Raw genomic sequence first — 7,593 nt, 5'->3', positions numbered from 1 at the left:
ATGGCGTCCCCAAGGGGATTCGAACCCCTGTTACCGCCGTGAAAGGGCGGTGTCCTAGGCCTCTAGACGATGGGGACACTAGGAAACTTTCACTGATTTTCAACGTACTGCCGAAAACTTCAGCGCATTCTAGTGAGCTTTGTGTTTACTGTCAAGCTCTATGGAAAAATATTTTTATTAATTTTCAAACACAAACCATAATGTTACCGAAATCATGTCCCTTGCACATATGAAAAGCAGAATCACCTTATTTATAGATGAGCCATAATTGCGTAGTTATACTCATTACATAACAGTTTGTTTTTATTACAATTCACTACGTTGACATCAAGTATCACATGGGGTGATGAGTTATTAAAATGCAAAAGATCATCTATCAACTAATAGGCGTTATAATAAGCAGCACATTTTTCATTGTGCAGATATATGCAAATAGTACACTTGACGATATTGCTTACCAACAAGTATTAGATCGTATGTATCCCCTATCTCCAGCGCAAGTAAAACAAATCAAATCTCGCGATAAGCAACAGCAAAAAGCTAGCTCTGATGAGCTAAAAAAGCCTGTCTCCCGAGATATTCCAATTGAGATTTTGCCCTCAAAAATGGGCGAGCCTACACTTATCCGTTTAACAACAGGCGGAATAACCTCTCTGCAATTTAAAGGCATGGAAGGTAATGTTTGGCCGATTGAGCAATACAATATTGCCAATAGCAATGATATTGATGTAATCGCAAGCAAAAATAATCGTCTGTTGATGCTCAAAGCAAAAACAGACTATCTCGATAGTACGCTCGTTGTGTTGCTAAAAAATATCGACACACCCATAACCTTAAGAATAGTCAACTGGCAAAGCCAGTGGGACTATATGGTATTTTTAAGAGTTCAAGCCTATCAAGACCCTAAAGACGCAGCAGCAAAAGCTGCACCAAAAATAGCGCCTGACTATCTTATGCAATTATTATCTGGAGTACCGCCTTCAAATGCTAAATTGCTAAAGGTCAAAGGCGATAATGATACCAAAGCATGGCAATTCGGCAGTAAAGTACTTTTACTGACAGAGTCAACACTGCTGTCTCCTCAATATCAATCAAAACTAGAAGATAATACCCATGGCACAACAACCCATGCCTATGAGCTACCAGGTTACACGCCCATTATCTATATCAGTCAACATGGACAGCAAGTCAAACTTGAGTTATCACCTAACTAAAAAAACGGAAAAATGTTACGTTATGAAATCCTTTAAAAATCTGCTTAAACGTCTCTGGTCCACGCCTCGTATCCGTATATTAATCATTGTGATTGCCGTAATTGTTGTTTTTGTTGTTACCATTAATTTAATGGGACATAAAACAGAACAATCAAAAAATACTGCGGGAAAATCCAGTATATCCATGCCTGAATTACACTTGCAAGATAATCAAGCATCACAGTATCAAATGCTCAAAAATCAATATATTGACAAAGAAGCGCATGCTGCCTTACAAGATGGCAGTAGCTATTTCGCAATGGGTGATGAAAATGCACATAAATCACATGCACAGCCAAGCGAACCTCAAACTTCTAAACCACAGTCACCAACAGACTACTTAGCCAATCAGCCCCCAGAGAAGCCAAACTTTTTTGCACAAAAACTAAAAGAGCAGCAATTAACCAATCGCGAGCGCGAACAGCTTGAAATGTATCGCAATCAACTGTCTGATAGCATGCGTAATGTCATTAATCAGCAAACGCATCAACAAGGTACAACCATACAATCAATCACATTATCTAGCACAGAAACCACATCTTTGGATCGCGATAATGCTTCCGTAAATGCGCAAAACAATGTTGCTGCCGACTATACCGCAGGCAGTGTATTGTACGCTGTTATCGACACGGCAATAAATAGTGATCAGCCTAGCACGCCTGTACTAGCAACGATTATTACAGGCCCTTATCGTCACGCCAAACTATTGGGCGCATTCTCCAGAGAGGGTAAAAAACTAGTGATTAAATTCAATACGCTCTCACCACAAGATGCAACAGCAAGCACCCCAATCAATGCTTATGCAATAGATGCAAATACCGCACAAACAGTATTGGCATCAGACGTTGACAACCATTATATGCTGCGCTATGGCAGTTTATTTGCCTCTGCATTTTTAGAAGGATTTGGCACTTACTTCACCAATAGTCAACAAGTGGATTTACAACGACCTACATTCTGGTTTGATTACAATACCCGTCCAAAACCAACAGTACAAGATGCCGCTTATGCTGGACTAGGTAAAATAGGTTCCGCATCCAGTCAGGCTATGCAGGCACAATTCAACCAACCGCCTACCGTCACAGTAGATCAGGGCACTGCCATTGGCGTGCTGTTAATGAGTGACCTAATCATTCGCAAATAAAAATATGCTGATTATTTTTAATTCAATGCGCCTTGATAATGATTAAAAAAGCTCATAAAGCGGCATTTAGAATACTTCACACATGACAATAGTTCCTGTTACGCGCACAACATTTTCAATCCAAGCAATGGAGAAATAAACAATGAACGACAAAACAATACCAGATAACAATCACAACAATAATCATGACACCACCAACCATGATGAAACAGTCACAGATCAACACCTAGACAAAGATGATAACAATGGTTGTGACACGAAAGAAGATAGTGCACTGTATGAAGATTTAATGCAGGAAGATAAGGAAGATAGCGCTCCCACGCAGGATGACATCGAGGATTTGCTAGACGTAAAACAAAAAAAGTTTAGTTTTCAACCCATTTGGATCATTTATGCATTAGGTGCATCATTGCTCATTTATGGCGCCTACAATGTATTTTTTGGTTTATCAAGCACCGACAGTCAACCTACTCCTAGCACGGTAAAGTCAAACACAGACAGCTTTGCAGCCAATCAGCAAAATTTGCCAGCTAAACAGACCTTACCTCTAGAATCAACAGCCAGTAACAATACACAGGCTGTATCCATAATTGATAAAAAAATAGTCCAGCTTCAACACTCAATAGAAGCACTCTCAAACTCACTATCAACGTTAGATAAAAGCGTTACTGCCGCGGTAAAGCAACAAGCAACACAAAGCCAAAAATTTGACACACTACAAAAATCAATCACAACACTAACCAACAAGCCACAAGCGCAGGATGTAATCTCACAACTGCAACAAAGTATAGAACAACAGTCACACACATTAAAAGCGTTAAGTGATGAATTTAAAAGCATGCAAGTCGATAAATTAGCAATCACTCATCCATTCCATCTAACAGCTATTACCGCACAATACGCTTGGCTAAGTGATGCCCAAGGCAGAATACTATCAATCAGCCAAGGTGATACACTCACTGGTTATGGAACCGTATTGAAGATTGATCATGATCATAACAAGGTTTATCTGTCTTCAGGCTATGTATTTCAATAATTGATTAAAATGACATAAACAGGGCGAGTCACTATAAAATGAGCATTGTCAAACACATACATAGAACAGTAGAAGATTTGTTTGCATGGGTGAGCTATAGCCTCAAGCAAGATCTTTATAGTTACTGTGATTTAGAAACAGCCGATGACGAATATACACTGGTCAGTAAAAACGGTCAGTTGCTATCAATCTTTGAACTATCTGGCGTACGTAATATTATTGGAGAGCATGAGTTTGATCATCTATGCAAGCAATTATTTGATGTCTTGCAGCCAATCTTTCAAAAACCGGGGCATCAGCTACAGGTAGTATTTTCATCTGACCCACAAGCATGTATTGCTGATATTGAACAACTCACCACTTCAGCTAAAAACACTGCCAAACGCATTGGTTTGTCACTGGATGATCTCTATAACTCAAAGTCGCGTAAGTTATATAACTACTTGGCACAAGAAAAGTGCTATGTTGTGATATGGAGCACCTTAAAGGTTTTTCCTTCAGCGACAGCTAAGCGCATTAAAAAAAGACATGAGCAATCCTTAAAGCAAGACAAGCTCCCTTCATCAAGAAATGCACAATATCTACATGCCGTTTTGCCGGAATTGCGTAGCATACATAGCGCACTTACTAGCCATATTCATGAAAGTTTTAAACGCATTGGTTTTGACGTTGCACTACTGGATGCCCATCAGGCAAGCCGTGCAGTCAGAACGTCAATTGCCCCAAACGAAACATCAAAAGACTGGCAACCGTATTTACCGGGTGATAGATTACCTTTAAATGAAGTCACTGATTTGTCAGATATCTCTGCATTTCTATGGCCAAAATTATGTGAGCAAATCATTCCAGTTGATGTACAGAATATCAATCAACGCTTTGTTCAGGTCGGTGATCTTATCTATGCGCCATTGACGGTTGAGCTGTTTCCCAAAAGCCCACAATTTTTTTACAGTCTCTTTCGACAATTAAAAGATGCCAATTTACCATTTAGGATCTCATATTCGATCAAACCACATGGTTTATCTATCGTACAAAGCAAAGCGATGCTAGCGCAATTTTTAACTTTCTCCTCTAGCCATAATCGCCGCTTGGTTGAGGCGCATAAGTCTTTGAAATATTACAATGATCACAGTGATGATCCTGTTGTTTGCTTATCTATGTCAATTGTCACATGGACTGGAAAAACTCAGCTTGAAACCTTGTCGCAAAATGCAGCTAAACTCATGCAAATTATACAATCGTGGGGTGGACCTGAAATTAGTAACATCAGTGGAGATCCAACTTCTGCTTATTTCTCAAATATTCCTGCGGCATGTAGCCAACCTATTGCTCCTTATAGTGCCGCTCCTTTAACTGAAACCATTCAAATGCTGCCCATTGTCAGACCCTCTTCTCCATGGCAATATGGCGCATCTATCTTTCGGACATGTGATGGTAAGCTATGGCCATATCAACCTGGCTCTGAATTGCAAATCAGTTGGATTGATCTTATTTTTGCACGTTCAGGGTCTGGTAAATCTGTACTATTGAATACAATTAATCTTGCACTTTGCTTATCACCAGGCCAAGATTTACTTCCTTTTATCTCTGTAATTGATATTGGTCCATCAAGTCGCGGGTTGATTTCTCTTTTAACTGATTCACTTGCGAAGGACAAACAACATCAAGTAATGTACCATCGCTTTAAAATGTCTGAGAGTGATCGAATCAATCCGTTTGATACACCTTTGGGCTGCTCAGCCCCATTGCAATCACATAAAGCATTTTTAGTTAATTTCATTTGTTTATTATTATCCGATAAGCCGCAACTGGGTTTAGCTGATGGTATCGCCTCAATGGTCAGTTTAATTGTTGATCAAACTTATGCAATTGCCTGCAATAAAAAAACAGCAAAACCCTATATAACGACAATTGATCTTGCTATTGATCAAGCACTTAACGCACTTGAAGTTAACCAAACTGACAATCTCAGTTGGTGGCAAGTGCGCGATATATTGTTTTCTCATCAACATTATGAACTGGCTAAACTAGCACAAAATTATGCAACACCAGAATTATCTGACACAGTAACTGCAGCTAACTCAAGAGCAATTGAGGATCTATATCGTGATAGTAAACTCAATAGTGGCGAAGACTTTATTTCCTACTATTGCCGCAGCATTTCATCGATTATCCGTCAATATCCAAGTCTTGTCGGCGCAACACGCTTGAATCTAAAAGATGCAAGAATTATTGCTATGGATATTGAACCTGTTGCAAACAGTGGCAGCGACATTGCTAATAAACAAACAGCCATTGCATACATGTTAGCAAGGCAGGCGACATCAGCACACTTTTTTCATACACCCGAGGACTTTACACACCTTGATCATGCTTACAAAACCTATCACCTAGGGCATTTGCAGCGTAACAATAGTCAGATTCGCAAAATCATCTATGATGAGTTTCACCGTACTGCAGCCTGCCAATCTACGCGTCATCAAGTCATAACCGATATGCGAGAAGGTCGCAAACGTAACATACAAATTGCATTGGCCTCCCAGTCATTGGACGACTTTGATAAATTGATGATTGAGTTTGCAACATCAATATTTATTATGGAATCAGGTAGCAAGATCAGTATTGATCAAGTCAGTAATGTTTTTGGCTTAAATGATGTCGAGCGCTATGTTCTGCAATATAGAGTACATGGACCAAGCACCAATGGCGCTTCATTTTTAGGGCGCTTCATTACCAAGAAAGGCACCTACACTCAATTGTTGAATGCCACCTTAAGTGCCACAGAGTTGTGGGCATTTAGCACGACCGCAGAAGATGTGATCGTGCGCGAAAAACTGTACCAGCTCCTTGGTGGAAATGTTGCAAGAAAGCGTTTAGCTGAGCACTTTCCAGATGGTTCAGTCAGGTCACATATCGCCTTGCAATTAAAGCAGAATGATCATCTAACCACACAACAAATCATCAAGGATATTATCAATACTTTATGTCTAGAAGTTTGATTGTATTTTTTTAAACTTTTACTCATCTCTACAAGCTCTCCTCTTGTTTCTGGTTTATTAGCATTTTATATATTACCTTATCGCAAAAGATCAAAAAACAATCTAGCGATGTCAAGTCAGAGTCAAATCACGTAGTTTTACGCTTTTTTGGGACTTAAAGAAATCATAGTATTAGCACATACAAACTAAACACCTATATCAATGACTATTATTAAACCTCAATCATTCAATAGTGTAAAAAGCTCAATGGAACAAATACATCAAAAATAGATTGAATGTAATCTATATCGATATCCATCAGAAATCATTTTGCAGTATTTAGCTGTAAAGTAGTTTGTGATGGATATATATGCGCTCATTTCCTAGCTACAAGGAGTAATTAAAAGAACATGCCTAAAATCCTCGATATACACCAATACATCTATAAAAAGTATGAAAGCACCTTCAAACACATGATCTCCCCTTTAACTGACAAATTACAGATAAAGGGACTCTCCTATGCACGTGCATATCCTAATGGTAAGGTTATTGCTCAACCGATATTAAAAAGCGTATTTCACGAGGCATGGATTGAGACAGACTATCGCAAAGAACCTAGCTTTGCATATACTAACCTGATTAAACTACCAAAGTTAATTTGTTATCATGATCTCAGTGAATTTCTATCAAATGAAGATACTGAGTACTCCGGCATCAAAGAGACAAAAGCTAAAGGACTTTATGGTTTATTTTATTTAAAGCATAATGCTGATGGTTCAATAACCCGACTGGCATTACATTCGACCATACCAGTGAACAAGCTACAAGGAGTCTATTACAGCAAAACGATAGAGTTTGACTCGTGTATTAATATGCTAGATCAATACCTATTTGATGAAAAACAGCGGCATTTAGATTTCGATATCACAAAAGACATTGACCCAATACAGCTTCAAACCTCTTATAATATAGACACAACCGCACTTACACTGACCAAATCTGAAGCAAAATGTTTTAAGCAACTCTATACTGGAACCTATGAAGCAAGTCAAATCGCCAAAAACCTCAGTCGATCACCGAGGACCATTGAACATACTATTGCTAATTTATGTTACAAGCTGCAGTGTGACAGCAAAATGAAATTAGTTGTTAAAATCAGTCACATGCATGATGCGATGTGTT

5 protein-coding genes and 1 tRNA gene are annotated in these 7,593 nt (G+C 38.9%); 5 read left to right on the top strand and 1 reads right to left on the bottom strand.

Annotation, left to right across the window (positions count from 1 at the left end):
• Nucleotide 1: 1 nt before the first annotated feature.
• Nucleotides 2-77: transfer RNA gene (locus ACY10D_RS12020), tRNA-Glu, on the bottom strand.
• Between the two features lie 282 nt (nucleotides 78-359).
• Here ACY10D_RS12020 and ACY10D_RS12015 point away from each other — a divergent pair.
• The 5 genes from ACY10D_RS12015 to ACY10D_RS11995 form a co-directional block, all read left to right on the top strand.
• Nucleotides 360-1,214, top strand: coding sequence for a DotH/IcmK family type IV secretion protein (locus ACY10D_RS12015; RefSeq protein WP_487000962.1), 855 nt, complete (start codon nucleotides 360-362; stop codon nucleotides 1,212-1,214).
• Between the two features lie 22 nt (nucleotides 1,215-1,236).
• Nucleotides 1,237-2,397, top strand: a complete 1,161-nt coding sequence (locus ACY10D_RS12010; RefSeq protein WP_487000961.1) for a DotG/IcmE/VirB10 family type IV secretion system protein — start codon at nucleotides 1,237-1,239, stop codon at nucleotides 2,395-2,397.
• Between the two features lie 142 nt (nucleotides 2,398-2,539).
• A complete protein-coding gene (locus tag ACY10D_RS12005) occupies nucleotides 2,540-3,433 on the top strand; it encodes a hypothetical protein (protein WP_487000960.1) in 894 nt (297 codons plus the stop codon).
• 38 nt (nucleotides 3,434-3,471) lie between these two features.
• The gene (locus tag ACY10D_RS12000; RefSeq protein ID WP_487000959.1) at nucleotides 3,472-6,432 is read left to right on the top strand and encodes an AAA family ATPase; all 2,961 of its coding nucleotides are present in this window, start codon (nucleotides 3,472-3,474) and stop codon (nucleotides 6,430-6,432) included.
• A 389-nt stretch (nucleotides 6,433-6,821) separates the two neighbouring features.
• Nucleotides 6,822-7,593: helix-turn-helix transcriptional regulator (locus tag ACY10D_RS11995; RefSeq protein WP_487000958.1), on the top strand; the 772-nt coding region annotated here is incomplete at its 3' end.

The sequence above is a fragment of the Cysteiniphilum sp. genome (genome assembly GCF_057495195.1).
Note: the sequence above shows the minus strand (reverse complement) of the source record. Positions and strands in the feature narration are given on the sequence as shown.

Coding starts and splice junctions, on each gene's coding strand:
- ACY10D_RS12015 (WP_487000962.1), top strand. CDS start 360: ATGCAAAAGATCATCTATCAACTAATAGGCGTTATAATAAGCAGCACA.
- ACY10D_RS12010 (WP_487000961.1), top strand. CDS start 1,237: ATGAAATCCTTTAAAAATCTGCTTAAACGTCTCTGGTCCACGCCTCGT.
- ACY10D_RS12005 (WP_487000960.1), top strand. CDS start 2,540: ATGAACGACAAAACAATACCAGATAACAATCACAACAATAATCATGAC.
- ACY10D_RS12000 (WP_487000959.1), top strand. CDS start 3,472: ATGAGCATTGTCAAACACATACATAGAACAGTAGAAGATTTGTTTGCA.